This is a genomic window from Bacteriovorax sp. BSW11_IV (assembly GCF_000447755.1).
Lineage (GTDB): Bacteria > Bdellovibrionota > Bacteriovoracia > Bacteriovoracales > Bacteriovoracaceae > BSW11-IV.
In genome coordinates this window covers 1-26,703 of sequence record NZ_AUNE01000039.1, presented here as the reverse complement: position 1 = coordinate 26,703, position 26,703 = coordinate 1, and the positions used below count along the sequence as shown (strand labels likewise).

Annotated in this window: 18 protein-coding genes; 9 read left to right on the top strand and 9 right to left on the bottom strand. The window is 38.3% G+C overall.

Annotated elements, in window-relative coordinates; genetic code table 11:
- Window positions 1-69: 69 nt before the first annotated feature.
- The 4 genes from M899_RS10855 (at window position 70) to M899_RS18410 (ending at window position 4,085) form a co-directional block, all read left to right on the top strand.
- Window positions 70-1,278 carry a serine palmitoyltransferase gene (locus M899_RS10855; RefSeq protein ID WP_021271490.1) on the top strand — a complete coding sequence of 403 codons (1,209 nt, stop codon included), beginning with the start codon at window positions 70-72 and terminating at the stop codon, window positions 1,276-1,278.
- Window positions 1,279-1,293: 15 nt separating this feature from the next.
- Window positions 1,294-2,427, top strand: a complete 1,134-nt coding sequence (locus M899_RS10850) for a hypothetical protein (RefSeq protein ID WP_021271494.1) — start codon at window positions 1,294-1,296, stop codon at window positions 2,425-2,427.
- Window positions 2,424-3,410, top strand: coding sequence for an NAD-dependent epimerase/dehydratase family protein (locus M899_RS10845; RefSeq protein ID WP_021271496.1), 987 nt, complete (start codon window positions 2,424-2,426; stop codon window positions 3,408-3,410). The genes M899_RS10850 and M899_RS10845 overlap by 4 nt, the downstream gene beginning before the upstream one ends.
- An 81-nt stretch (window positions 3,411-3,491) precedes the next feature.
- Window positions 3,492-4,085, top strand: a complete 594-nt coding sequence (locus M899_RS18410) for a hypothetical protein (RefSeq protein WP_155897190.1) — start codon at window positions 3,492-3,494, stop codon at window positions 4,083-4,085.
- On the opposite strand, the gene M899_RS10840 is transcribed toward M899_RS18410, so the two are convergent.
- Both M899_RS10840 and M899_RS10835 read right to left on the bottom strand, forming a co-directional pair.
- On the bottom strand, window positions 4,029-4,817 hold the full coding sequence (locus tag M899_RS10840) for a phosphatase PAP2 family protein (RefSeq protein ID WP_034728896.1): 789 nt from the start codon (window positions 4,815-4,817) through the stop codon (window positions 4,029-4,031). The genes M899_RS18410 and M899_RS10840 overlap by 57 nt on opposite strands.
- Entirely contained in the window at window positions 4,810-5,454 is a 645-nt protein-coding gene (locus tag M899_RS10835) for a sterol desaturase family protein (RefSeq protein WP_021271501.1), read from the bottom strand. Before M899_RS10835 ends, M899_RS10840 begins: the two co-directional genes overlap by 8 nt.
- Before the next feature lie 134 nt (window positions 5,455-5,588).
- Between M899_RS10835 and M899_RS10830 the strand changes: the two genes are divergently transcribed.
- The 3 genes from M899_RS10830 (at window position 5,589) to M899_RS10820 (ending at window position 18,981) form a co-directional block, all read left to right on the top strand.
- Window positions 5,589-6,272, top strand: a complete 684-nt coding sequence (locus M899_RS10830; protein WP_155897189.1) for a hypothetical protein — start codon at window positions 5,589-5,591, stop codon at window positions 6,270-6,272.
- Window positions 6,273-6,722: 450 nt separating this feature from the next.
- On the top strand, window positions 6,723-18,119 hold the full coding sequence (locus M899_RS10825) for a tandem-95 repeat protein (RefSeq protein ID WP_155897188.1): 11,397 nt from the start codon (window positions 6,723-6,725) through the stop codon (window positions 18,117-18,119).
- 100 nt (window positions 18,120-18,219) lie between these two features.
- Window positions 18,220-18,981 carry a polysaccharide deacetylase family protein gene (locus M899_RS10820; protein ID WP_021271497.1) on the top strand — a complete coding sequence of 254 codons (762 nt, stop codon included), beginning with the start codon at window positions 18,220-18,222 and terminating at the stop codon, window positions 18,979-18,981.
- A gap of 26 nt (window positions 18,982-19,007) precedes the next feature.
- Here the strand turns inward: M899_RS10820 and M899_RS10815 are convergent, their stop codons facing one another.
- The 4 genes from M899_RS10815 to M899_RS10800 all read right to left on the bottom strand — a co-directional run bounded on the left by M899_RS10815 (window position 19,008) and on the right by M899_RS10800 (window position 23,366).
- Window positions 19,008-19,610, bottom strand: coding sequence for a hypothetical protein (locus M899_RS10815; protein WP_034728892.1), 603 nt, complete (start codon window positions 19,608-19,610; stop codon window positions 19,008-19,010).
- Window positions 19,611-19,620: 10 nt separating this feature from the next.
- Window positions 19,621-20,892 (bottom strand): tyrosine--tRNA ligase, encoded by a 1,272-nt coding sequence (tyrS, locus tag M899_RS10810; protein ID WP_021271485.1) that lies wholly within the window; start codon window positions 20,890-20,892, stop codon window positions 19,621-19,623.
- A complete protein-coding gene (gene gltX, locus M899_RS10805) occupies window positions 20,892-22,325 on the bottom strand; it encodes a glutamate--tRNA ligase (RefSeq protein ID WP_021271498.1) in 1,434 nt (477 codons plus the stop codon). Before gltX ends, tyrS begins: the two co-directional genes overlap by 1 nt.
- A gap of 165 nt (window positions 22,326-22,490) precedes the next feature.
- Window positions 22,491-23,366 (bottom strand): hypothetical protein, encoded by an 876-nt coding sequence (locus tag M899_RS10800; protein WP_021271487.1) that lies wholly within the window; start codon window positions 23,364-23,366, stop codon window positions 22,491-22,493.
- 239 nt (window positions 23,367-23,605) lie between these two features.
- On the opposite strand from M899_RS10800, the gene M899_RS10795 reads away from it, so the two are divergent.
- Both M899_RS10795 and M899_RS10790 read left to right on the top strand, forming a co-directional pair.
- The gene (locus M899_RS10795; protein WP_021271489.1) at window positions 23,606-23,899 is read left to right on the top strand and encodes a type II toxin-antitoxin system RelE/ParE family toxin; all 294 of its coding nucleotides are present in this window, start codon (window positions 23,606-23,608) and stop codon (window positions 23,897-23,899) included.
- A gap of 14 nt (window positions 23,900-23,913) precedes the next feature.
- Window positions 23,914-24,201, top strand: coding sequence for a HigA family addiction module antitoxin (locus tag M899_RS10790; RefSeq protein WP_034728898.1), 288 nt, complete (start codon window positions 23,914-23,916; stop codon window positions 24,199-24,201).
- Here the strand turns inward: M899_RS10790 and M899_RS10785 are convergent.
- From M899_RS10785 to M899_RS10775, 3 genes are all read right to left on the bottom strand, one after another.
- Entirely contained in the window at window positions 24,198-24,668 is a 471-nt protein-coding gene (locus tag M899_RS10785) for an N-acetyltransferase (RefSeq protein ID WP_021271491.1), read from the bottom strand. The two genes, M899_RS10790 and M899_RS10785, sit on opposite strands and share 4 nt — an antisense overlap.
- A gap of 5 nt (window positions 24,669-24,673) precedes the next feature.
- The gene (locus tag M899_RS10780; protein WP_021271500.1) at window positions 24,674-25,606 is read right to left on the bottom strand and encodes a S1 family peptidase; all 933 of its coding nucleotides are present in this window, start codon (window positions 25,604-25,606) and stop codon (window positions 24,674-24,676) included.
- Window positions 25,607-25,847: 241 nt separating this feature from the next.
- Entirely contained in the window at window positions 25,848-26,552 is a 705-nt protein-coding gene (locus tag M899_RS10775; protein ID WP_021271492.1) for a hypothetical protein, read from the bottom strand.
- Window positions 26,553-26,703 lie beyond the last annotated feature (151 nt).

Genomic DNA, 26,703 nt, shown 5'->3' with positions numbered 1-26,703 from the left:
GACAGTCAAAGGAGTACTTAAATACACTGCACAAACACATGTAACATATTATAAAAACGAGAAGTAATTATGGCGAGACCTTTTAGCGGCATTGGTAGCCGAACACTTGAAACAGCTCAAATGCTTAAAGACAATGACCTCTACCCATTCTTTAGACCTATTGAGGATTCTGAAGGAACTGTCGTTCAAATTGGTGGAAGAGATCAAATCATGATTGGTTCCAACAACTACTTGGGATTAACTCACCACCCTCACGTAAAAGAAGCGGCCATTAAGGCCATCGAAAAATATGGAACTGGTTGTACTGGTTCACGTTTCCTTAACGGAAACCTTGCTATTCACGAAGAGCTTGAAGAAAAACTAGCTCGCTACCTTGGTCACGAAAAAGCACTCGTTTTCTCTACGGGTATGCAAACAAATCTTGGGGCCATCTCTGCGGTTTGTGGACCGAGAGACTGTATGCTATTTGATTCAGAAAACCACGCTTCAATTATCGATGCTTCAAGACTTGCGATGGGAGCAACTTTCAAATACAAGCACAACAATATGGAAGACCTTGAAGAACAACTTGCTTCAAACGTAAATCGCTTCCAGAAAGTTATCATTGTTGCTGACGGTGTATTCTCAATGACTGGTGATATTGCAAAACTTCCAGAAATGGTTGCGCTTGCTGATAAATATGGTGCTTATGTTTACGTAGACGATGCTCACGGTATCGGTGTAATGGGAGACAAAGGGCGCGGAACAATGAATCACTTTGGTGTAACAGACAAAGTTGATTTCAATATGGGAACATTCTCAAAATCATTCGCATCAATCGGTGGAGTTGTTTCAGGTTCTGCTGAAGCAATGGAATATGTTAAGTACAATGCAAGATCATTTATGTTCTCTGCTTCTATGCCACCTTCAGCGGTAGCAACAGTTGCAGCTTGTCTAGATGTAATCTATGCTGATGACTCTCTTCACCAAAGACTATGGGATAACGTAGAGTTTATGAGAAACGGTTTCAAAGAAATCGGTTTCTATACTTACAACTCTCACACACCGATCATCCCAATTTTTATTGGCGACGATCTTAAGTCAATGCAAGTCACTCGCTTTCTTCAAGACAACGGAGTATTCGCTACTCCAGTTGTGCCGCCAGCTGTACCAAAAGGCGAAGCTCTTATTAGAACTTCATACATGGCATCACACAACAAGACAGAACTTACAAAAGTTCTTGAAGTATTCTCAGAAGCGAAAAAGAGATTCGAAATTCCATCTTGTATGGTTCATTAATAAAGGAAGGGATTCATGGCACTGGTTATTAGAGAAGTCGATCTGTTTAACAATAAAAAAGACCTCAATGACTTTGTCGAAATCCCTTGGAAAATTTATGTGGGCGATCCCAATTGGGTCGCTCCCTTAAAGATGGCCGTTAAAGATCTCTTCAAAAAAAATCACCCTTTCTACCAAACTGGAAATATCAAAACTTGGATCGCAACACGAGATGGTGAAGATGTTGGACGTATTGCCGCCATCATCAACAACGCTCACAATGAATACCACAATGAAAAAGTGGGATTCTTTGGTTTTGTCGAGGCCATCAATAGTAAAGAAGTTTGGGAAGCCCTACTTGAGACTGCTGAGAGCTATCTTAAAAAGCAAGGAATGGAAGAAATTAGAGGACCACTTAACCCTTCAACAAATTATGAAGGGGCCACTCTTGTGGATGGTTTTGATGGACCTCCTGTTCTTATGATGAGCTACAACCCAGAGTTTTATCCGAAAAATATCGAGGCCATGGGTTATGGCAAGTCCAAAGACATGCTGGCCTATATCTTCAATATCAGAACGACACTTCCAGAAGTTATTCATAAAATTGCCGAGAGAACTGAATCATCTAATAAGATCACTTACCGTCACCTTGATCGCAAGAACTGGGATCGCGAAGTTGATTTAATGTTTGAAATTTACAATAGCGCCTGGGAAGCTAACTGGGGCTTTGTTCCAATGTCTCGTGCAGAATTTGATCATATGGCCAAAGACCTCAAGATGATCGTAAAAGATGAGCTTATCCTCTTTACTGAAGTCGACGGCAAGGCCGCTGGATTTATTGTTGGACTTCCAGATATGTTCCAAGTCTTTCACAAGAACAGATCGGGAAAACTTTTTCCAACAGGTATTTTCAAACTACTGATGGCCGATAAATATATCAGCCGCGTGCGCGTTCTTTTAATGGGTGTGCGCCCTGAATACAGAAAGCTTGGTCTTGAGGCCTTGATGTACAAAAAAGAACAGGAAAATATTCTTAAATATTATCCTAAAATCGAAGAAGTCGAAATGAGCTGGATTCTTGAAGATAACCTTCCAATGAATAAGCCCCTTCTAAGAATGGGTGCAAGTCCTTATAGGCGCTACCGAATTTACGGTAAAAGTTTATCATGAAGTTTTTAGTTACTGGGGCAACAGGTTTTGTAGGAAGTCATCTATGTGATCAACTTGAAAGAGAAGGTCACGAAGTTTATGCCCTAGTACGATCTGAAAAAAAAGCAAAAGAATTTAATGTTAAAGGCACTCTTCTCTTTGGAGATTTAAGTGCAAAAAAATGTGAGTGGGTTGATCACCTCCCCACAGATATAGATGTAGTTGTTCACACTGCAGGAATAGTTCATTCCCTTGATACTCAAGCATTTTACGAAGTAAATTATGAGGCAACAAAGACCTTATCGAATAAACTTTGTGAGCATTTGACGAATCAATTCAAATTCATCTTCATCTCTTCACTAGCTGCCGCTGGTCCGGCCGTTAATAAAGAGATCATTGATGAAGAGGATATCCCGACACCTGTAAGCGATTACGGTAAAAGTAAATTGCAAACAGAGTTGTGGCTAAAAGAAAACCTTCGCGACCGATGTGATCTTGTTATCATTAGACCACCTATGGTTATCGGCCCAAGAGATGTTGCCATTCTCGATGTCTTTAAGATGGTTCAAAGTAAAGTTATTCTTATCCCTGGTCTAAATGGAGAGAATAAAAGTTATAGCTTTGTAAACGTCTTCGATCTATGTGAAACAATTTACAAAACGGCAAATACGAAAACTCGCTTTGGGGACATTTTCTATAGCTCTCACCCACAGGTCATCACTATGAGAGAGCTTAATAGTGAAATTAAAAAGAGTATGGGTAATCCTAGAACTCTCTCAATTAAAGCGCCTAAACTTTTAATGAAGTTCATTGCATCTTTGGTTGGGCTACTAAAAATTGATGTAAGGCTGACTCCTGATAAGTATAATGAAATAGCCCCCGATCGTTGGGTCTGTTCAGGAGAAAAAAGTCGCGTTGTGCTCTCTCAAGACTATACTTGGAACATCTCAAAAACGATTGAGATGACATACAACGATTACAAAGAGCGTGGTTGGCTTAACTAATTAGGTCTCTACATGAAAGCGCTCCTAAATACATTCCACCAAAAAGTCCCCTGCTATCCCGATAAGTGTAATTGTGAAATTATGCGCGAAGATCTGCCTGTACTTCAGCCAATGGCAACAATATCAAGTCTTGCCTATATCTTTTTGGGAATAATTATTTGGAAGAAATACAAAAACAAAGAACTTCTTCTTTTACTAATCCTCACTGGTATTTCCAGTATGTTCATGCATTCAACTTTTAGTGTGCTTGCGCGCACTTTTGATTTCCTTTCAATTTTTTTATTGAATGCATGGCTCTTTTTAAATATGCAAGACAAGTATAGACATAAACTTATGATCTATTTGTTAATGGTGCTGATGCCATCTTTAGTGCTATTTTTTATTCCCAAGCATCCTTTTATTTTAACGACCTTTGTCTTTATTCCAATGACTCTCCTCACTTTTTTGCACAAAGGGAATAAGAATATAAGACGTGCGATTGTGAGCATTGTTTTAGCATGCGCTTGTTTTTTTCTCGATCAGAACAAAGTGCTATGCTTTCATAGCATAAACCTTCACGGGCATACGCTCTGGCATATCTTTACCATGAGCGCAGTGTATTTCTATTATCGTTTTATTTTAGAAAGAAAAAGTGAAACGAGGACCGATAGCATCGCCCTGTCTAGCAACGCCTAAATCGAAATCGTGTTCAAAAAGCCACTTATAAAATGGATGATTGTCTCTAAATCCAGAGGCCTTTCTCACCCCTTCACTTGCAAAGGCCGTTAAGAAAAAAGAACCTAAGATATCTGAGACGTAATGACGGCCTTCACGCATTCTTTGTAATGATGCCCAGTATGTTAGCACTAGGGGTGCTGCCGCATAGTAAGGGCCATAGAATTGCAATGTTTTAAAAAAGAGGGCCGAATAAGGAACAATGTGGCCAGAAGGAAAAGAGTTTTTCCCTCTAAATGATGTCTCCCACTTTGATTGTCCTTCTTTATTTGGTCTTTCATGGCCTGGAATATAACTGATGATTCCTGTCTCCAGTAAAGTTAGATAAAGAGTCGCAGCATATTCCATGGCAAAACGTGAGAGTTTGTCATCCCCAGTTTTTTTTCCCAAGTAATAAGCACCAATCGGTACTAAAGGAAAATTAAAAACAATGCCGAGATCACCTGTAATGTCATAAATCTTTCTTAGCTTTTTAGAACGTTGAAGATCAGACATCCTTTTATCTTCTTCGAAAGCGTACCATGTTAAGGGAACACCTACCGCCGCATAATAAAGATTGTTACTTTCACTAAACTGAAGGTAGCTTCCTTTTATCATGTAGTTCAATGTAGATTTAAGATCATCGTATGAAGAAGGCCCACTAGCAAATGAGAGAGAACTAGTGAGCAATAATAGAGAGAGAAGTTTACGCATTTTGACCGTTGTCTTTATAATATTTATGAACTTCTTTTGGACCAGTCACTGTTCTAAATACATAGTCCCAAAGTGGTGAGCTTACACCATATTTTGCTTTCTCGTGACGGTGGTGGTGTTGTAAATGCCACTTCTTTAAAAAGCGTCCTACTTTTGACGTCATTTTAAAGTGGTGAGTTGCGTAGTGAATATAGTCATAGCAAAGGTAGCCAATTAAAAAATTCGCCATAAAGACAAGCATATATCTATCTGGCACAAAAAGTGCGAAGAAATGATAGAGCAAGAAAACAAAAAGCACAGCTGGCACCGGCGGCATCACAAGTCTTGTTGGATCATTTGGATCGTCGTGATGAAGGCCATGAAATAAGAAAACAAAGCGATCACTAATTGGTCCAATAACAGGAAGGTGAAAAACAAATCTGTGAAGAAGATATTCACTCAATGTCCACACAAGCATCCCAATAAAAAACCAAGAAACAAAATCCATTGCCCCTAGTTCATAAACTGTATGTGATCTATAAAACCAATATCCAATAACTGGTGACCAAAATAAAAGGGGGACAATCGGATGAACGTGAGTTGTCGCCTCTAAAATTGGGTTCTTAAAAATTCGAATTGAATTGTATTTTTCTGCCATAATGACCTCGTAAATATAGGCCCAAAACTAACCTATTTTTCGCCATTCGTAAACTTGCAAGGGCATGAATTCAAGGACATTTTGTATGATTTTGCTCACTGGCCCTTTAGTTCTAAATGATTTACATTAGCGCCATGAGAATTATAGCTATTTTTACACTCTTAGCGCTTATTAGCGCACATTCTGGGGCCTCTAGTGTCTCAATATCTAGTGAACAACGTGAACAACTTCTACAAGGCAAACAGATCGTTATAGAAGAACAATCTGAAGAAGGGCCGTGGCCTGTGATTAGACTCTATCAACTCATCGAGGCCACACCACTTGAATCCTTGGCCATTTTCTTTGCCTTAGATTATCAAAAAGAATATGTACCCAATGTCATTAAATCAGAGATTTCTAAAGTAACTTCCCCTACTGAAGTTTGGGTTCAATACGAATTAGAAATGCCATGGCCAATGTCAAATTCGCACTATCTCCACTCACATAAATTACAAAAAGTCGGTGAAGATCGTTATCGTGTTGATTGGAAAATGGAAGAGTCTGATTCAACCGAAAAAGTAAATGGCTTTGCTGAATTTTACCCTTTTACAGAGGGAAAAACGCTGATGGTTTACGAAAACAAAGTGATTCCAAAATCTGTTTTTGCAGCTCTAGTAAAAGGAACAATGGTGAGTGATGTGAAAAAAACATTACAGGCCATTCGTGATGAAGTTCTTCTATGTAAAAAGAGTAAAAAAGAAGTTCTTTCGAAGTATAAAAAGAAAATTGAAGACTCTTTGAAAGGAAAAGTGGCCTACGAGGTAAAGAAAAAAATGTGAGTTGCAAAGTGTCTATTCGGGGCATTTCACTCACCTAAAAACTAATATCGGTCACTTAGAAATAACCGACAAAGCATCTCAACTCAGTGTCAGAAACGGTAAGAAATCAAACCTTTAAAAAAGTTTAAGGTGCCTTTAGAATGATAATACAGAGACACAAGACATGATAAGTATCGACGTTTGACAAGAGGATTTTGGAAAACGTCGATTTTTTTTGCCCAAAATTATCATCACTCCCCCTTTTTAACATCCATCTTTTCTTCACCAGACTCACATAATAATTTTTATGAATTTGCTTGGAAACCCCAAGAAATCACATCGATTCCTATGAAAGCCTAAGAAAAATGGGAAAAAGATTCAACTATTTTCACAATTTATCATTCAATTCTAAATAAAATAAAGCCATGTTCCGAAAAAATTAACATGTAGGGAATTTTAACAAGTTAGAAAATGAGTAGGACAAAATTTTTATCACATTTATTTAGATTGATCGCTATTTTGATCGTCACTTCCTGTGTGAAGGGTGACATCGAAGTAACGATTCCTTCTTCGTCTTTTGGTGGTAAACAAAAGATCCCTCCTACAATTGAACTTAATTGTCCCGCCAATATATTTGAAGATACCGCTATTGCTTGTACTTCATCTTTCACAAGTGAGAACGGTGATCTCACTTGGAGTATTGCAAGCTCATCATGTCCATGGATCAATATCAATAGTGCCACAGGAGAGCTCTCAGGGACGCCTACAAATGCCCATGTTGGGACTTGCCAGGTTGCCATTAAGGCCAATGACGGACAATCAGATTCAGAAGAAATAAACCTCGATTTTACCATTCAAAATACAGATCCAACTTTTTCCATTGCTGATGCCACCATCACACAGGCCTCAGCTCTCATAACACTAAAAGCAGATGCTGAAGTTGATGCCAGCGATGAAGGACAAGGACTAACCTATTCGTTTGATCACGCGAGCACGACTGCACCGAAATGTACTGACTTTGGTTTAATTGCCATAGATGCCAATACGGGTGAAATCACTTTTGATGTGGACGATACTTACAGTGGAACTTGTTATACCAAAGTAAACGCGAACGATGGTCACGGTGGCCTTGTTGCTTCTGAATTTGCCACAACGGTAACGGCCATTGCCAATGCTACACCGATTGTAAGTTCAACTTGTAGTACGGCCCTAGATGAAGATGTTAATTACTCATGTACTCCAAGTGTATCAGATGCCAATTGGTGGAATACGCACTCTTGGAGTTTTACGGCCAATAACACATGTGCATGGCTTTCAATAAATGTCTCAGGTCAAATTAGTGGAACACCAAACGATAATGACGTTGGAGCGTGTGTATTAGAATTTAAGGCCAACGATGGACTCGTGGATTCAAATGTTGAAACGTACAATATCACAGTAAATAACGTGGCCCCTTCATTTGCTGCAATTGCAACAGCAAATATCAACGAAGATAGTGGCCTACAAATCATCAAAACAGATGCTCAGGTTCAATCTATTGATGAAGGTTATGGAGTTTATAGTGAAGACACTGCAACTGTAAGCACTCCTAAATGTTCCGACAACGGAGCCGTAACAATTGATAGTTCAAATGGTCAGGTTAGTTTTAATCCTAGCGCAAATTATGCAGGAACTTGTTATATAAAAGTTGCCTTTGATGATCAAAACGCAACTAATAATACTGCGTCCGCTGAATTTGCAGTTGTTGTCGGTGCAGTTAACGATGATCCTGTAATGGGTCAGGTATGCCAGGGTTCAACATCTTCTTGTAGTGGATTAAAAGTTGGAACTATAACTCATGGCCAAAGTGCTCTGGAAATGATCTCTGGACTTTCAGATCTTTCTAACTCAACTCTATGCTTTATGCCTAATGGTAGTGGCTATGATATTTTCTCAGAAGCAAGTACAACATTTCCTCGCACAGATTTCTCATCTCATACTCTAGCAAGCTTAGGAGATGACCAGAACGTAAGTATTGCTCTCGCTTCAAATTTCGAATATTACGGCTCGCCAGTAAGTACAATTTATCTTGTCTCTAACGGATATATTGCCCTCAATGCAGTCTCTGGATATAGCACAAATACTACAGACTATGTCGCGTACGAGATGATCGCACCTTTTTGGCGAGATATGAATCCGTCTGGCCAAGGGGAAATACGCTACAGTACAACGGCAACAGAATCAATTTTTACATTTAGTAATGTCCCTCAATATGGTTCATCAAATTCAAACAATGCCCAAATCCATCTCAATCATACAAATGGTGAAATCATCATTAACTACGGTGTAGTCCAAACTAGTGCTGGATTCTATGCAGGGATTTCTAAGGCCTCTACTTCAATTGTAAACTTTGATTACACGACGGGAACTGCGGCCGGTAACGGTTTGGCACTGGCCCAAGATGGAACTTTTACTTGTGATCCGAGTGCAACTGATATTGACGGAGATACATTAACATGGAGCTTTGATGCCTCTCATACATGTTCTTGGATGACCATTAATCCAACGACTGGGGCCATCGGGGGCTCTCCCAACGATAATGAAGTTGGATCATGTACACTTGCCTACTTGGCAAGTGATGGAACATCATCGACACCTGTTGAATCACATACTGTTAGCGTTAGTAATATTCAGCCAACTCTAACAATTGCAGATACAACAATTAACGAAGACTCTCCTCTAACAGTTATTCGTACAGATGCGGATGTACAGGCCAATGAAGAAGGTCTTGGTCTTTACTCATTTGATAGTGCAACCGTAACAGCACCGGCCTGTTCTGATAATGGAAGTGTGGCCATTGATGCCAACACTGGGGCCATTAGCTATACGCCAGCAGCGAATTATGCTGGAGTCTGTAATATTAAAGTAATCTTTGATGATGGCAACCCAACAATGAATACTGTGAGCGCCCAATTTGCCGTTACTGTAACAAATATCAATGATGCTCCAGTGATCGCTTCATCTTGTGCGACGACTGTAAACCAAGGAAGCTTATATTCTTGTACTCTTGATTTAACCGATCCTGATAGTGCAGACACTCATTCGTGGAGTATTCTTCCGAGCTCAACTTGTACATGGACGTCAATCAATAGTTCCACAGGGGTTGTCAGTGGAACTCCAAATGATGATCAAGTTGGCACGTGTACATTGGACGTAAAGGCCAATGATGGCACGAGCGATTCAAACACTCTTTCAATTAACTATACCGTTATCAATATGCCAGCAACTCTAAGTATTGCTGATACCTCAATCTACCAAGACTCTCCAGCAACAGTGATTAGAGCTGATGCAGATGTACAGGCCAGTGATGAACCTTCTGGTACTTATTCACTCATCGCAGCCGTAACGGCACCAGATTGTTCAACTAGAGGAACAACAAGTATCGATAGTGCGACCGGGGCCGTAACTTATACGCCAACGACAGGATTTGTTGGAGATTGTTATGTGAATGTTCGCTTTGACGATGGAAATGCTGTCAACAATATTGTGGAAGATGAGTTTAAAGTTACTGTTATGGATAATGTGGGAGCGAGTGTTCTTAGCATTGATTCGGCCGCGGGAGACAGAACTTATATCTATAGTGAAATCGTAGAAATTGATGTCAACTTCAATGAAATGGTCTTTGTTGATACGAGTTCAGGAACTCCAAAAATCAGATTAGAAACAGGTTCAGTAGATAGATTCGCCTACTACACTTCTGGTAGTGGGACATCAACTTTAACATTTCAATACCAAGTAGGTCTTGGTGATACATCACTGGATTTAGACGTTCATAATTCATTCAATACCATCGAACTCTCAGGTGGAACGATCCTGGATAATTTTAATAACGTCAGTGATTTAACTCTTCCAGTTGGCGCAACAACAGGATCATTATTTAACAATAGAAATATTATTATTGATACGACGATTAATTTTGCAGAATTTTCTGGCCAACCAACACGAGTCTCTGCAGACATTGTCCTAAATATTGATGTCTTTGGTAGTGGTGTTGTTGAGTATAAATATAAGGTTGGGCCTGCAAGTACAAATGACTGTAGTGTGAGTACAGATTATTCAACTGCAACTGCTGTTGCGACAAATATCACAGACACGATTTCATCATTTGCGTATGGTACAAAACTTCGTCTTTGCCTTGTAGGTAAAAACTCAATTAACAATTGGCAGCCATATGATCTGGCCACAACTTATGAATGGACTAGAGATAAATATGCCATTACTGATTTAGATTTTAGCGCTATTCCAAATATCCCTTCTTATTACGATGCGGCCGTAGCACCAAATAATAACAATATTATTTACGCAAGAAATTTGAGCAATCAAATACTCTACTCAAATGATAAAGGGGCCACTTGGCGCATAAACTGTGTAATGCCTCTATCGACATCAACAGCTAAATTTCATATATCTGGTGAAGCTGATGCGACTGCCTACATAACAACAAGTGGTGACGTTTATAGGGCCGACTATAATGTTGGAGGGAATTGCCCAAATATCACGACGACTTTAAATACATTATCCTCAGATTATGTTCATTCAGGTTTTTCGACCTCTAATACAACGAGTGACATCTTTGCAGCAGTGAAAAAAGGGACAACCACAACAAGTGGTATCTCTTTGTATAAGTCAATTGATCGCGGTGATTCTTGGACATTAATCTATACGGATGATGTCGTTAATCAATCTTCAAATGCGACCCTCAGTATAGATCCAAATAATCAAAATATTATGTATATGTACCGCTATGGTCTAACAGGACAGAACGTCGCGAGACTTTATAAATCTCTCGATGGTGGAGTCACTTGGAGTGATCATTTTTATAGCTCAGGTGCCAATAGTGTCGCAAGTTATCCACTTTCAGTATTAATTAATCCAGCTGATTCAAATTATCTCTATATTCTTTTTGATACTAACGGTGCCGAATCTTATTCGCCGGACCAAGGTACAAATTGGTATGCTCGATCATCTGAACTTGATGACTCAAGATGGAATATCATGGTAGATGGAACGGCCAATAAACTCTTTACAGTGGGATATGATACTCAGCTAAGAACGGCTCCAAATTATCAAGACCCCCAGTCTGCCTCATGGACAGTCAAGCACACTTTCTCTGGAGTTAGAGGATTAAAATATAATTCACAATCTGTTAGTACTTCTAACGATGGACAAACCTATGCCATAGTCATTGAGAACAAGCTTTTTGTAAGTACAGATGGGGCAACCACTTTTAATGAAATGAACTGGCAAGGAGAAAAGAAGGCCATACTTTCAAGTATCTCATCTGAAGACGGTGGACAAAATATTTACGGTGTTACTCCAGGCTGGGCCCTTGTTAAATCAACTGATGCTGGAGAGAACTGGGATTATAAAGATTATTATTTCAACGCTTGTGGATCAACTCCAAGACCAAGAATTAGAGTAAGTAGTGCTTCTAGTAATAATGTTCTTGTTTGGCAAGACCTTATGGGGCTTTCAGGAAGCTCATGTACGGCCATCACTCATTCAACTGATGGGTTAACGACCTTATCAAATACAAATAATGGGATTAATGTAACGTCGCCATTGATTGCAATGAGCCCTACTGATCCGAATAAATTTTTTAATTTCTCGACCACTGGTATTCAAAAGGTAACGACAGATGGTGGTCTAACATGGACATCTAAATCTACTGGCTCTTACCCTTCTTTTATCAACGATGCTTTCACATCAGCAACGATATCTGATTTAGTTTATGTCATCCAAAAAACTTTTAATGGTCAGATTTTTGAAGTGAATTCTGTAACAGATGTGAGAACCGATATTACGAGCAGAACTGGATTAACGTCAATAGCAGGTATGCATACTGTTAAAGGTGATGGTTCTACTTATAAGATGAGACTTATCTCTGAAGCAGGTCAGGTCGTCGAGTCACTTGATGATGCACAAACATTCGCAAATGTGGGGACGACGACAGGTCTGACAAGTTGTACGAAAAGATTTTTAACAACCTACTTTAAAGATCACAACATCATGGCCACAGCATGCTCTAATGCTGATAAAGTCGCCTTTACGCGAAATGGTGGGACAGATTGGATTGAGATGGATTTGTCAGCTCTATATGGAATTAACTGTGGGATCAGAGGTATCGCCATCCACCCTTCTAAAGTCTTTATTGCATGTGCCAATACTCAGGCCATTATGCTTAACTATACGCCTCTTGAGCTTATCAATGATATCGTCGATGGAGTGCTTTCTTCATACGAGGGCTCTTCAACACTCGATTTAATTCGAAACGTAAACCAAAATGCTTATATCAGCATTGAGTATGCTCTGATTCCAGATGGCACTATTTGTAATCAAGACATCACTACTTTTGGACCAAGTATTCCACAGGCCAATGATCCAGCCATCGCCACAGACGGTGTTTACCGCGTTTGTGCAAAAATGACAGATGAAAATAATGTTGTTTTCTATGAAGCAAGCTCGTCGTTTATCGTCGATAAAACTGTTCCCGTATTTAATAGTATTGACCTTGCCAATGAGGCCAGTGATGGAATTTTAAAATTTGAAGAACACTATAAAAATATCAATCCAGTCGTTGAGAACCTAGTTGGTTCAGGATTTGATGTTGTCTCTTATGCTCTGGTCTCTAGTACAACAACTTGTGATAATTCATTAAATTACACACAAAGTACTCCTCAATCTAACGATTATTTATTTGAGTCAACTGGTAATTATAAAATATGTGTAAAGTTATCCGACTACGCTGGACACCCAGATGCCTATGGAGAATCGGCCGTTATCTCATTTACGAAAGAGTACAACAAGGCCATTCTTAACAACACTCCAGATCTAGTCACAAGAGATAATGTTCTTAATATCAGTGTCACAGGTGTGGGTGTGACGAAATACCGCTACCTACTTCAAGATGAGGCCAGTGCAAATTGTAGTGTTAAAGCAAACTACTCAAGCGAAATCAGCTCAGGTGTAAATATCACCGATTCATTAACTGGATTTGCTATAAATACAAAACTAAAACTTTGTGTACTTGCTTCTAATAATTCTGATGACTGGCAATCACCATATTTACCAACAGAATATACTTTCTCACGTGGAGATATCTCTGTTGAAAGCTTTAAAGTTGCCAACAATGCTTATGTTGATTTTTCAGCAGTAGCTATTTCACAATTTGATTCAAATCTTATCTATACACTTGATCGTTGGGGTCACGCTTATAAGAGTAACGACTTTGGGGTTAATTGGGAATTGATGTGTAAACTTCCACTCGCTGATGGAATTAGAACCTATATCCCTCAACTCTTAATATCTAAAGCAAGTGATCAGACCGCCTATATTGTTCATCGAAATGATATCTATCGTGTAGATGATCTTAATGGACATGAATGTCCAAATTTAACATCTGGGATTTCGGCCCTAGCTTCGAGAGACAATAATCCAGCAGCTGATGTCGATATAAATGGCGTTCTTTATTTCTGGGAAAATACGTCTTTAGGTGTGACTCTATGGAAATCTACAACAAAGGGAAATACTTTTAACTTTGTCACTGCCCAGGTTAATGGGAATTCTTCTGAGGCATCAATTACAATTGATGATAACAATCCCCTAGTTATGTATTCAGTACAAGGTGGAGGTAGCTCTACAGATAGAGGTATTTTTAAATCTATTGATGGTGGTTACACGTGGACAAAGTACTCTTCATTAGTGACGTCACCATATTTTGCTCTAAAAATTTCACCAAATAATAGCAATCATATCTACGCTCAGGAACCATACAGATCATTAGATGGTGGTATTACATGGAATTACAATCATAACTTTTATGGTCAGCCTTATGAATTAGCTGGAGATGAGGCCATTAGATTTAATGCAAATTCAAATCCGATGAAACTTGAAATCTCCACAGGTCTTTCAACAGTACCAAGCTGGACGACCTTATTCTCTATTTCTGGCATCAACAGATTTGAATATGGCCAGGATATAGTTGTTGTAGGCAATAAATTGGCATTTCTGATGGGTGGGGATCTCTATCTCAGTACAGACTTAGGGACTACCCTAACAAAAACGTATCTTAATCAAAACCAGAACCCTTATATCTGGTCATTTGACGAGGCCTTTAATGGTGAAATTTTCTACGCAGGTGTCTCAAACTTTAAAGTAATTGGTTCTAGAGACTATGGATCTACATGGGCACAAAAAGCAAATCTTAATCCTTCGATGAGTTTTGCTGACTCTTATACTCATTATCAAAACCCAATGATTAAAATAAATCGAAATGATAGTAATTCATTTATGGTTTATCAAAACAACGCTGCCAACAATGGCTCCCCAATTAGTAGTGTCTATTTTACAAAAGACGATTTTATTAAGTTTAATTTCTTTGGAATTCTTTACACTCAATATGCGGAAGCAACAGGCAGTATTGTTAAGAGTGGCCACAACTACTTTACCGGAATAACAAATTCAACAATTCCAAAAATTGAAAATGGATTATTACAATACAACACGAGTTCACATTTCTCAGGCATACCTGGATTTACCAATTCATATTCGAGAAACCAATTCGCAGTTTCTGTATCAAATGAAAATCAAATATTCTTCTCTGACAACAATCAAGTTTTTAATTATAAATTATCTCACAATGAATTTAACGACATCACTCCAGCCATAGCGCTTAGTAACTTTGCTGGTATTGAAGCCTTCAAGCGTAATGATGGTGTCTATGGGCTAAGGTTATTCGATATTACAGGGATGATGGCCGAATCATTTGATAATGCGAGTTCTTGGAATATTGTAACAACAACTATTACAAATCCTGCAACTTGTACAACATCTAGAAAGATGCAAACAAACTCAAGCAATTCAAATATTATTACAAGCTATTGTATGAACGATACTTTAAGTGATATTCACTACTCATTAGATGGTGGAATCACATTTAATCACATCAGTCTACAAACAATGGGACTGGCCTGTAAAATAGGCTCCGCCACATATCACAAAGGTAATATCTATGTGGGATGTTCAAATAGACGTGCCTTTGTCATTAAGCTTAACGAAAAAAATGAACTTGCGACAATTGCTCAAGATGGTGCCCTTAATGCTTCTGACATTAGTGCAAACTCGCCGCTTCTAAATGACAATTCATCCACAAATTTTACGACAAATATTGAGTATGCACTAGTGAGTTCATCAGTTGCTTGTGACAATAGTCTCACTTATTCATCAACTATTCCAACAAGTGGAGATCCTCTTCTTGCTAATGATGGAGAATACAAAGTTTGTATTCGAATTACTGATCTCAACCTCAATGTGAGCTATTCTCAGTCGGACCTTATTACAGTACAAAATGCGCTACCACTATTTACTTCAGTGGCCCTAATAAATGCAGCGAGTGATAACATTGTTACCTATAGTGAAAAATTAGATAACTATGAACCAATCGTTGATCTTCCTATCGTTTCAAATACATCTACAATTTACTATCTTGTCATTGAAAGCAGCGCCACATGTTCAACAGAATCTGGCTATGATATTCAAAGACCAAGTACTAACCACAACAACTTACATGCCTCTGGAACATATAAAGTTTGTATCAAATTAGAAAATAAAAATGGTGATGTGGCCTACGGAGAAAGTTCAATCTTCTCATATGATGCAATTGATTTATTGGCGAAGTTATCAAATCTTCCAAATCCGAAAACAAAAGATGCAAATTACAATATCACTGTTTCAGGGGATGGCGTAACTGAGTATAAGTACAAATTAGTCTCTACAACCTATGATATTTGTAAGGCCGATGATTCTTATAGTTCACCAATATCAGTAGCAACTCCAATTTCGGGTACCCTCGCTTCACCTGGTCTCTGGAAACTTTGTGTTCTTGGTGGCGATGGAACTGGAAAATTTCAACCTCTAAGAAAAGCGACGTATTACGCCATTGATTATACAAGTTACGAACAGAGAAAATATGATTTCGGTGCAATAAACACAGGAAGCTGGTATAAAGTTCACATCAGTCAGCACGATGAATCCGTTATTTATGGGGTACTTATTGACGGAAGGATCGTAAAATCAATTGATGCCGGTTCAACATGGAATCTCATGTGCTCTATTGAATTCGGTGGCCAAGAACCAGCCTTCTATGAATCTGCAGCGGCCGACCAAAATATTTACCTGCTTACAAATAGGGCCTATCGAATTGATAATTCTCCTAATAGTGAATGTCGCAATATCACGACTCCGTTGAATCTAGGTTTTTATAAAATTGGTACCTATTTCAATGGTTTTTCTGTAGGTGCCAATGGTCATCTTTACTTGGCCAACGGGGGAAAATTTTATAAATCAGAGAATTTTGGAAATGATTGGAAATTTATATCTTATCAAAACTTTGACAGTATAGGGACAATATTTCTTGAAGCGGATAAGAATGATCCGAACACAGTATACTTCATGAATTATGGTTCGAGTCCACAGGTTGGTGTTTACAAAAGTACAGATGGGATGAAAACTTATAGCTATCATTCTACGCCATCAAATATCTACACATCAATATTCACAGTGCCATCTCTTCCAAGCTTTATGTATACTTGCCAAGGAAATTACTCTACTGATGCAGGTGCGACATGGATAAGTGGATCAATTTGTAGCAACAATGCAAACAGCAGAACAAAAGCTGGTGATGGATTTATTTATCAAATAGATAGTAATAATATTGGAACATATCTAAAAAAGAATGCAACACCAATGACGACTCCGACGACATTTACGACATTCTATACTTTTCCTGAAACATCTGAGTATTCATTAGGAAAGGATATTTCCATTGTTGGAAATAGCGTTGCAGCGGTTGTAAATTATAAACTTCACCTTAGTACAGATAATGGAGTGAACTTTACAGAAATTTCAATTCCTTCTAATTATCAAAATATCACCTCTATTGATAAGATCAACAATACCGTTGTTGCAACGACAACTAATTGGCAATTTTTAAAATCTGCAGATGCGACATCGACTTGGTCAAGTCATGACCCTGGTTATATTGGTAGAGATGATTTGATTGTAAGAATTTCTCCAGCAAATGAAAATTATGTCTATGCGACAGTAAGCGAAACTAATTCGACTTATGATACCTCATATTTTTATACCAATGATGGTCTTAGTACTATTAATAAATCAAATCACGCTGTTTATGCGGCAACAACAAGAATTGTCATCTCACCGACAAATGAAAATATGGTGGCCTTTCTAGGAGGAAACAAACTCTCAGTATCAAATGATGGTGGGACAACTGTTTCAACAACATCTCCAACTATTCAAACAAATTTCACTGGGGCAAGAAGTGGTTTCTTTGAACCAAACAATGATAATATCATTTACTATAGTGAATCGAGTCATCTAAAAGAATTAAATGTAAGTACGGGCACTAATACATCAATTACTTCGAGAGCACCTCTTTCAAATATCTACGGAATTGGTATGACTAATAATGCTGGAACATGGGAATCCATTATCATGGATTGGTATGGAAGAATGAATCTCAGTGATGACAATATGGCCACTTTCCAATCAATTGGTATAACTAATACCAACCCTATGAGCAATTGTAATAGCCACATCATAAAAATTGCTGAAGATGATCCAAACGTTATCTCTGTAAGCTGTATACATGGATCGACACTTTATGTGACGACAAATAGAGGAATTTCTTGGACTGGTCATCAAACTACTGGCTGCAATAGTGTCACTGACCATGTCATCTATAAAGAACTTGGCCAATACAAGTATATCCTTGCCTGTACAGGTGGAAATGCCATCGAAATAATACCGTAAGCTCCTGAAATTCTAAGTTTGAATTTATTACCCTTTTGTGGCACAAATTCCCAATACAGGGTATGTATCCCCCATTAAACACATTAAATCGGGGGAATTAATGAAGTTTCTACTACTCTTGAGTCTTGGACTAAGTATCACTTCTTCATGGGCAAAAATCGTTGATAAAGAGTTTTCTCGCTTCGCTATCGAGCGCTCAAGCCTTGTGGGAAAAAAGATTATCGCTCTCACATTTGACGATGGACCAAATACAACAAGTACACCAGCAATCTTAGACACACTTAAAAAATATAATGTAAAAGCGACGTTCTTCGTTCTTGGAAAGCTATCGCATGCCAATCCAGAAATGATGAAAAGAATTTCTGAAGAGGGTCACCTTGTGAGCAATCATACTTACAGTCACCCTGCTCTTGGTGGACTTTCTATGTTTAAAAGAAATAAAGTTGCCAAGGATGAAATCCTAAGAACACATGAAGAAATTGAAGGATACCTCAATGCTGGAGATCGTTTATTCTTCAGAGCTCCTGAAAACTCATGGCATAAAAATATTGCAGGCGCTTTAAATAAAGACAGTACCTTAAGAAAGTACGTTGGACCTGTAATGTGGGATGTTGGTGGTTCTAACCAAGAGGTTAATGGCAAGATCACTGGAGCGGCAGACTGGGCCTGTTGGTCAAAGAAATGGACAGTGAATGAATGTATGATGGGCTATATCAGTGAGACGGAGAGAAAGAAAGGTGGGATCGTTCTTATGCACGATATTCATGCTAAAACGGCCCATATGCTAGAGGGCTATATCCAAGTTCTTCTAAGCCGTGGTTATAAATTTGTCACTTTAAATGATGTTGATTCTCTAAAATAACAAAGGCCGCAAACGCGGCCTTTTTTTTAATATTTAACGAGAAAGTTTAATCCTATATTACCAGAAGAACTCTGGACTTCTAACGTGTAGAAATATACGAAATCAATATTCACCCCAAAAGTCTCACTACTCCAATAAGTGGCCCCAAGGTTACCTTGGATATATTGAACGTGACCAAGATCCACGTCATCAAAGAAAAGATCATCGCCATCTTCTGAACCTAAATCAAGCTTATCCCAGTCAACATAGTTGTAGCGAGCGCCAAAGTAGCTTTCGAAGGTCGTGCCCTTATAACTGACAAGTGGCCCTGCATAGAACCCTCTCGCGTCACCAACATCAAAACCTTTTGAAACACCGGCAAGTCCAGCAAGAGAAAATCCTTTTCCATTATTGATGAAAGAGTATTTTCCAAACAGAGAAACCACTGGGAAAACTTGTAACTCAACAACTCCCCCAAGGTCAAAATTCTCTGAAAGACCTCTTTGATAAACAAAGTAAGGAGCAGAAGACAAACCGAAATCAATTTGATTTTGATCCTTACCAACAGACTGAGCTGACTTAGGCGTATAAATTGGATTTAGCGCACAAGAGGCCAGAAAAAAAAGAAATAATAAACTTACCAACTTCAACAAGAATCTCCTATTCAAAACGAACTACACAATAGTTCTTCTTTCCCTTCCTTAGGATAAGTGATGTTTCACTTACAAGATTATCACGAGTCACTTTCATGGCCGTATCATCAATCTTGTTATTATTTAGACTCACACCTTTTTGATCAAGAGATCTCTTCGCTTCTTTCTTAGAAGGAAATAGTGGAGTTTGTACAAGTAGCTCACAGATTTCAATCCCCTCTTCAAGAAGGGCCTTATCTAGCTTCACAGAAGGCACATCTTCAAAAATCGCAGCAACTTCTTTATCTGAAATTTTTGTAATCGCTTCACCGAAGAAGAACTTCGTCGCTCTTAAGGCCGCTTCTAGGCCCTCTTCACCGTGAACTAGTTTCACAACTTCTTCAGCGAGTGTTTTTTGAGCAGCTCTTAAGTGTGGCTCTGATTGCATTTTTTCTTCAAGAGCTTTGATTTCATCCATTGATAAAAATGTATAAAACTTTAAAAGTTTAACTACGATAGAATCTTCCGAGTTTAGAAGAAATTGGTACATTTTGTATGGCGAAGTCATATCACCATCTAAGTACACTGCATTTCCTTCACTCTTTCCAAACTTCTTCCCATTGGCGTCTGTTACAAGAGGAGTTGTCATACAAAAAACTTGGGACTGATTCATCTTACGTGTAAGATCAGTTCCCGCCGTCATATTCCCCCATTGGTCAGAACCACCAATTTGTAGGTTTACGCCGTATGTTTTATTAAGAAAAGCAAAGTCGTACCCTTGAAGAATTTGGTATGAAAACTCTGTGAAGCTAATCCCTGCATCCGAATTGATACGAGATTTAACAGAGTCTTTATTAAGCATTTCGCTTACTCTAAATCTTTTTCCGATGTCACGAAGAACATCCAGAAAAGAAAGCTTGCTCCACCAGTCGCGGTTATTAACAAGGGTCGCCTTATTGTCGCCCTCAGAAAAATTGAGAAAACGAGAAAGTTGATTTTTAATGGCCTCAATATTGCCATCTAGAGTTTCCATATCAAGAAGATTTCTCTCAGAACTTTTTCCTGATGGGTCACCAATCATTCCCGTAGCACCCCCAACAAGAATGTAAGGAATGTGTCCAGCTCTTTGAAAGCGCATGCAAGTAATGATGGAAAAAAGATTTCCAAGTTGCAAAGATTTTGCCGATGGGTCGTAACCACAATAGAAACGTAGTTTTTCTGAGTCTAGAAGTTTATCTAGTTCTTCGTGTGACTTCGCTTCAATGATTCCTCTATCTGTTAAATCTTTAAAAAAACTCATTACTTCTCCAATCTTTCTTTTAAAATTTTCACTGGTGTTAGGGCCACAACGATTCTTAAATCAGGACCGTGGCAACGACCAGTTAGAACAACTCTTGTTCCCATAAAAAGTGGCTTACCTTTAATTTTTAATTCTTTTTTAAGGTGATCCATCCAAGCATCTAACACTTCTTCTGTAACAAATTCAGTGTCAACTTTTGCAATTTCACCTTTGATATAATCGTGAATTTGTGGCGTTGTCTCCCATGACAGGGCCTCTTTAACGTCATCACCATTCTCACCTTCAGCGACAAAGATCATATCTAAGTATGAAGCGGCGTCTGAGAAGAGTTGAATTTTTTCACGAATAAGTTCTGCGAACTTTTCTTGCCAAGCTGTGTCCATTTTATGAAATGGTGAAGCACTGTCTGTGGCATTAGCAATACCAGCAACAAGTTCAGCAGTAGTTAATTTTCTTAAGTGCTGCTCATTGAAGAAGTTAAGTTTTTTAACATCGTAAAGAGCTGAAGACTTAGAAAAACGATCTAGACCAAAAAGTTGTCCAAGTTCATTAACATTGAAAATATCTTTTTCTTCTGGGTGAGACCAACCAAGAAGACACAGGTAATTTACCATAGCGTCTGGAAGATAATTTTGTTCTTTGTACTGAAGAACTGAAGTAGCACCGTGACGCTTAGAAAGTTTTTGTCTGTCTTCACCGACAAGAAGAGATACGTGAGCAAAAATAGGTGGCTTCGCTCCAATGGCATCGTAGATCATAAGTTGGCGAACAGTATTATTTAAGTGCTCCTCTGCACGAATAACGTGAGAGATTTCCATTAAGTGGTCATCAATTACACAACAGTAGTTGTAAACTGGCATCTTATTCGAGCGAATAATAACGAAGTCACCAACCATATCCACAGGAAAAGTCACGTGACCTCTTACCATATCAGTAAAGCTCCACTCGATTCCAGGGTTCTTAAAACGAATCGCGTACTCCTCACCTTTTTCAATGCGAGCTTTCGCATCAGCAAGCGGATAGTCGCGATACTTACCGTGATAAGTGTGTGGTGCAATTTTTTCTTCTTCAGCTTTGGCCGATAATTCTTCCAATTCTTCAGAAGTTAAAAAACATGGGTATGCATGACCTTTTTCAACAAGCTCCCACGCATATTTATTATAAATATCTAGTCTTTCAGATTGGCGGTATGGCCCAAACTTACCAGGCCTAGCTGGACTTTCATCTGGAGTGATTCCAAGCCATAGAAGATCTTTTACTTGAGCCTCTTCGTATTCACGCTTAGATCTCTCTAAATCAGTGTCTTCAATTCTTAAAACGAACTCACCGCCTTGTGCTTTAGCAAAGAGGTAATTATATAAAGCCGTTCTTGCTCCACCGATGTGAAGGTAACCTGTTGGGGAAGGCGCAAATCTTGTTCTTACGACGCTCATAATACTCAAATCCTTTCTCTGTTAATTAACTCTAGCATTATAGGGTTTTTTGCATGGATAGGCATTAGGCAAGACGCAGAAAAAGGAAGAAAAAACACGAAAAAAAGGGGCCTTAAGCCCCTGTGCGCATAGCGCAATCAAATAAATTGTCTTTTATTGCTTAGATTAGTTTAAAAGGCCCTCAAAACACTTTTGAATTTTGGGCAAATAGTGAGAGTCATTTAGCTTTTGAATAAGATCATTTTTAGTGCGCGGAAAGGAATAGGTCTCGACAAAATATTCATACAAAGTCTCTTTCATCGCTGCCGGCATCTTGGCCTTATCAAGATCGAAGTCTTTGCCACGAACATAGATATAACGAGGCACAAATTTAGAAGCGTAAGAAATATCCTTTTCGCTTTCCCTGAAATGAATAACACTTGGACGTCCCATTCTCTCATAGAGCTTTTGAAGATACTTTTCTCCAAAGCACTTATTATCAATATAATTGTAGCCGTGAGCAAAAAGAAGATCAGAAATTTCACTTTGCAGACCAAAAAGAGAATCCCCAGCAGTGTATCCAAAGAGTTCATGATTGAGATCTTTTGCTTTTGAATAACTAATATTGCGAGCAAGCCAAGGTGTGAGTTCATTTTTGAAAAAATCGCGCCATGGTCCGGGAGTTTCTTCAACATTGACATCGTAATCAGCATGAGACATTTCATGAAAAATAGTGGCCGCATTTGAGATGAACGAATATCTTTTTTGACCAGCAAGATCGTAAAAACTCTTAACTCTTTTCTCATATCCTTCATCAACAAAATTCTCATCGTGAAGGACAATGATATTTAAAATATCGTTATAAGTGGCCTGGGCCATGGTCTTATCCATCATCCATTTCTCATAAAGGCGTGGGGCCCTAATGGTGATGGAGCGCTCAACTTCAGTGAGATGAGAAAAATCTAAAAGCATAAATGTTTTAATTGAACTATTGAACATTCCAAGCTTTGAAGCAAAGGCCCCTGTGCTAAGAAGCGATAGTGAGAGTAAGAAAAATTTCATGTAAAAGACCTGTTGTTTGTTTGTAAACAAGTCATCTCAACAAAACAAATTTTAGTCAATGGACTCTGATAAAATAACTGGGTCAGTTACGTCAACCTCATAAATTCGAGAACTTAGCCATCCATCTTTAATGAGATTAAATGCTATATGTACTGAATAAATTGAAATACTTAATCATGACAGTATACCATTTACTGGTATACCACATTATGGTACAATGCTTTCGAGAAAGGAATCCTGTGGAGATCATTAGTTACGGAAATAAAGAAACTGAAATCTTCGATATTGACGGAAAAATAGGAACAAAATGTAAATGGTCTCAAGTAGAGAAAATCGCAAGGCGCAAACTTGATATCCTTATTTATGGTCAAACAATAGAAGATTTCAAGATTCCTCCCAATAATAAATTTAAATGGCTTAAAGAGAATCTCGCGGGCTTCGCTTCCATTAGAATAAATGATCAATGGAGAATCATCTTTAAAATTAATAAGAATAATCAACTAGAAGAAGTTGAAATAACAGATTACCACTGAGGTGATTTATGAAAATGAAAACGAGAACACGCAAACCAACGTCTGTTGGCGAAATGCTAAATGAAGAATTTCTAATCCCCTTAAAGTTAACACAAAAAGTATTCGCTGATCACTTAGGGGTTGATGTTAAAACAATAAATAGACTTATTAACGGAAGAACTTCAGTGACAGCTACCCTCGCCTTAAAAATCGCATCGGCCCTTGGAACAACTCCTGAATTTTGGATGAATCTACAAATCGCAACAGATCTTTGGGAACTACAAAATACAAAGATCAAACTACCAGGCCAAATATCGGCCTAGAGAGAACACCTTCTTTCAATAGTTTGCAATAGACCTTCACGGGTAGCATGAAACTCAATATGCTGTTCATTAGAATGTGCTTCCACAAAGCCCATACGCCGGTGGAAATTGAGGGACTTTTGATTCGTGTGATGACAATGGCTAATCACAAGATCAATATTATTTTGTTCGAGGTCTTTGGCGATATTATTAAGAAGAGTGCTTAGGACGTTGAAGCTATTAAAACGGCGAAGATTAAAAGTTTTAATCAGAACATGGTCTTCACGGTAAGAATAAATCACAAAACCATCAACTCTCTCACCATTTAGACACAAAACGATGGGGTCTTCTTTAAAAGACTCGACCTCACCTCTCATCATCTCTTCAGTCAAATGAATGCCCACACTCGCAAGAATTGGAATAATATTATTGCACTCAAGTTCAATCACTTGTTCTAATTGATGGGGAGTCAGATCTTTAACTTTCATATTGCTTAATTCTTAAAAATTTTCAAATTCAATTTATCAGTTACGGCCTTGATGGAACTTAACTTCGTTCCCATTGAGCCCGAAGCACCGTACTGACTAGAAAAGACGTTACACAGTCTGTTCACACCATTGCAGACGTTAACGTCCACACAATCACGAGCTTCATCTAAATAATAATCCACTTCGCCCGCAGTTAAAACGGCCACGACATTTAATTTTTTATCAAAAATCGGAGAACCAGAATTGCCAGCAAAAGTATCAAGGTCTGACTTGAAATAGGATTGTGATTTCGAGTTGCTGTAAACACTTGCGTTGGCGGCATATTTTAGGGGCAGCCCTGTTGGATAACCCGCAACGGACACACGATCCCCTCTTTGTACTTCATTGAAATTCAATTTTAGCGCCTGAAGTTTTGAGAGATCCCCCTTGATTTTAACTATGGCAAAATCAATGACGCGCGTATTTAAGGCCACCACGATCTTCTCACACAAATAGACGTCGCTATTATCAAGGTGAATATTTCCATTTGGACCTGTGTTACTTACAAGATAATTTGTGACCCACTTCTTATTTTTGCAAAGATCGTTATTTCCCTCTACGATCGTTTCAGAAGGCTCAACAAAACAGTGCCCGGCACTCATAAGAAGACCGTCACCAATATAGAAGCCAGAACAATCTGAGGCCTGTGACTCTTTTTCAAAACGAATCCCTTCACAAAAAGGTCTGTCGTAATGATTTTTTACGCGCATAAAGGGAATGATCTTTTCAAGCTCACTGTCTTTAATTTTATCGCTAGAAATTTGTGCTAGCACAGATGAGCTTAGTGATTGGTAAGGTGTTTTTTCGATATTTTCCCTATCATCATTTACAAAAACAGCGGCCGTGGCGCTTTGAATTGTCACGAGAGCAATGAGGGTTTTAAGCACAGTCTTAGTCATAAAATCTCTGGTTTTTAGATGCTCTAAAGTACCATAAATCCCTAACTCCATTGGAAGAGAGAGCTGGAAAAGGGTAAAGATTTTATGTCGAAAGTTTAGGCAGAAGAGCTAAGTTACTAAAAAACCAAAGCTAAAACCGATAATTCAAATAAAATGAACTCTCAGGCGCCACAGGAATAAGAACTTCTTGCCTCTTCGAATTACGATAGAAAGGGCCTATTTTACAAGGCCCAAACTTTATTTACTTTAGGATTTCAGCACATCTTTTAGGGTAAGTACTTTTCTCTTCACCTGTTCTGATATTTTTTAAAGTAAAAATATCTTTGCAGAAGTAGCCCTTATCAATATTTTTCAAAACTTCATCACATCTTGCAGGGTAAGTCCCTACTTCTTTATCCGTTCTAATTTCTTTTAAAGTAAAAATATCCTTGCAGTAGAAACCAACTTCCAAAGACTCTAAGACCTCTTCGCATCTAGCGGGATAAGTCCCCTGCTCCTTCTCAGTTAGAATATTTTTAAGAGTGAAGATATCCTTACAGTAATATCCCTCTTTAACAGTTTCCATAACTTCTTCACATCTTTTTGGATATGTGTTCTGCTCTTTTTCAGTTTTAATATTTTTTAGCGTAAAAATATCTTTACAGTAATGGCCAGACTCAACTGTCTCCATGACTTCTTCACATCTTTTTGGATATGTTTTCTGTTCTTTTTCATTTCTAATATTTTTTAGAGTGAAAAGGTCTTTACAATAAAATCCTTTTTTAACTGACTCTAAAACATCTTCACATTTTTGTGGATATGTATTTTGCTCTTTATCTGTTTTTATATTTTTTAGAGTAAAGAGGTCTTTACAGTAAAAATTCTTTGGACGTCCAAAATCGTGCTCATTCGACATGGCCGCAATTGAACATAACATGAATACACATGACACCAGTGCTTCTTTCATAATGACTCTCCCCTTTTGTGTGTGCATGAAACTTGATTCTTTGATCTTATATTTTTTTTACACACAATAAAAAGTCATAAATGGAAATGTTATTTTTTTTAAAATTTTGAAGAGAAATCAGTGCCATGTTGACTCTACAGGCACTTTGGCA

Coding starts and splice junctions, on each gene's coding strand:
- M899_RS10855 (WP_021271490.1), top strand. CDS start 70: ATGGCGAGACCTTTTAGCGGCATTGGTAGCCGAACACTTGAAACAGCT.
- M899_RS10850 (WP_021271494.1), top strand. CDS start 1,294: ATGGCACTGGTTATTAGAGAAGTCGATCTGTTTAACAATAAAAAAGAC.
- M899_RS10845 (WP_021271496.1), top strand. CDS start 2,424: ATGAAGTTTTTAGTTACTGGGGCAACAGGTTTTGTAGGAAGTCATCTA.
- M899_RS18410 (WP_155897190.1), top strand. CDS start 3,492: ATGCGCGAAGATCTGCCTGTACTTCAGCCAATGGCAACAATATCAAGT.
- M899_RS10840 (WP_034728896.1), bottom strand. CDS start 4,817: ATGCGTAAACTTCTCTCTCTATTATTGCTCACTAGTTCTCTCTCATTT.
- M899_RS10835 (WP_021271501.1), bottom strand. CDS start 5,454: ATGGCAGAAAAATACAATTCAATTCGAATTTTTAAGAACCCAATTTTA.
- M899_RS10830 (WP_155897189.1), top strand. CDS start 5,589: ATGAGAATTATAGCTATTTTTACACTCTTAGCGCTTATTAGCGCACAT.
- M899_RS10825 (WP_155897188.1), top strand. CDS start 6,723: ATGAGTAGGACAAAATTTTTATCACATTTATTTAGATTGATCGCTATT.
- M899_RS10820 (WP_021271497.1), top strand. CDS start 18,220: ATGAAGTTTCTACTACTCTTGAGTCTTGGACTAAGTATCACTTCTTCA.
- tyrS (WP_021271485.1), bottom strand. CDS start 20,892: ATGAGTTTTTTTAAAGATTTAACAGATAGAGGAATCATTGAAGCGAAG.
- gltX (WP_021271498.1), bottom strand. CDS start 22,325: ATGAGCGTCGTAAGAACAAGATTTGCGCCTTCCCCAACAGGTTACCTT.
- M899_RS10800 (WP_021271487.1), bottom strand. CDS start 23,366: ATGAAATTTTTCTTACTCTCACTATCGCTTCTTAGCACAGGGGCCTTT.
- M899_RS10790 (WP_034728898.1), top strand. CDS start 23,914: ATGAAAACGAGAACACGCAAACCAACGTCTGTTGGCGAAATGCTAAAT.
- M899_RS10785 (WP_021271491.1), bottom strand. CDS start 24,668: ATGAAAGTTAAAGATCTGACTCCCCATCAATTAGAACAAGTGATTGAA.
- M899_RS10780 (WP_021271500.1), bottom strand. CDS start 25,606: ATGACTAAGACTGTGCTTAAAACCCTCATTGCTCTCGTGACAATTCAA.
- M899_RS10775 (WP_021271492.1), bottom strand. CDS start 26,552: ATGAAAGAAGCACTGGTGTCATGTGTATTCATGTTATGTTCAATTGCG.